The sequence below is a fragment of the Desulfovibrio sp. 1214_IL3152 genome, from assembly GCF_036763055.1.
Lineage (GTDB): Bacteria > Desulfobacterota > Desulfovibrionia > Desulfovibrionales > Desulfovibrionaceae > Desulfovibrio.
Genome location: NZ_JBAIYW010000411.1, coordinates 1 through 1,109, shown reverse-complemented (window position 1 = coordinate 1,109; position 1,109 = coordinate 1). Strand labels below are relative to the sequence as shown.

General features: G+C 57.0%; 1 pseudogene. It reads left to right on the top strand.

The window, feature by feature from the left end:
• Positions 1-650: 650 nt before the first annotated feature.
• Positions 651-1,109, top strand: a pseudogene (locus V6C07_RS08770) (adenosine deaminase); the annotation flags it as partial.

The window sequence follows — 1,109 nt, the reverse complement described above, 5'->3', positions numbered from 1 at the left end:
CCCCCCCCCCCCCCCCAAAAAAAAAGCGGCACACATCTGTCCCTCTGTTGCCCTACCCCATTTTAGAGCATTTTAACTTTGAAAAAGTGTAAATGCTCTAACGCTGCACGAAAGCGCAGCGCGCCACAATGTGGCGTGGATTCAGGCGAAAATCGCATTTTTCGGCTGAATGAAAACTTTGAAATGTGAAGCATTTCAAAGTTAATCTGCTCCAGAGCAATTTTTCTTTGAAACTGCTCTGGCGAATGCGGGAGCAGACGCCCGCCGCGGAGGCGTAAGCGCAGCTTCAGCCGTTACGACAAAGGAAGTTACGGACGAAGACAGCAGAGCTGTTTACCTGCGCGGTTAAACGCCGGAGCGGGCGTCTTGGAAGCATTGAGAATAGATATTCTCAATGCGAAAATGCCATATTCGTCCTGTGGCCGCATGCTGACGCTCTGCTGACATGAAGTGCGGCACTCTGGTCACACAGGCCGCGTCCATGCGGGCATCCTGCCCCGTAACCCGCGCCGCCCCTTGACTTGACGGCAGCGTGCGCTACTTTTGACAGGCGTCCTGCGCTATGCGGCCTCTTTTTTGCGAAACCGGGCATTCACCCGCCGTACCCGCGGGAACCGCCCGGCAGCACCACAGCAAACGGGACAAACAGCATGACCATTACAAATTCCGATGCGTCCGCTCCCCATATCGACACCCTTGCGGATGAAACTCTTGAAAAAATAGCGTCCTTTCCCGGCGACTACGCGCAGCACCGCCAGTTGCTCTCGGACCTCAAGGAAGACCTCGTGGCCCGGTGCGCAGCAAAAAGCGCCGATGCAGACATTCCGGAAGAACTGCGCTGGAGCCTTGCCCGCGACATGCCGGATTTCTCCACCGATGCCCTGTACGTAAAAAGATATTCCCTGCTCAGCATGGCGGGCATTGTTTTTCTGGGCTTTTTCGCCGGGGGCCTTTTATCGGGCCTGCTGGGTCTCATTGATATGGGCGGGGGCATTCTGCGCGTGGCAACGGTGCTCGGCATGCTTTACGGCGCGGAATATCTGGCGGGCAACCCCAAGGCGCGCACGCGCATGCTGGGCTTTCTGGGCCTGGGAACCCTCGCAGCGTTC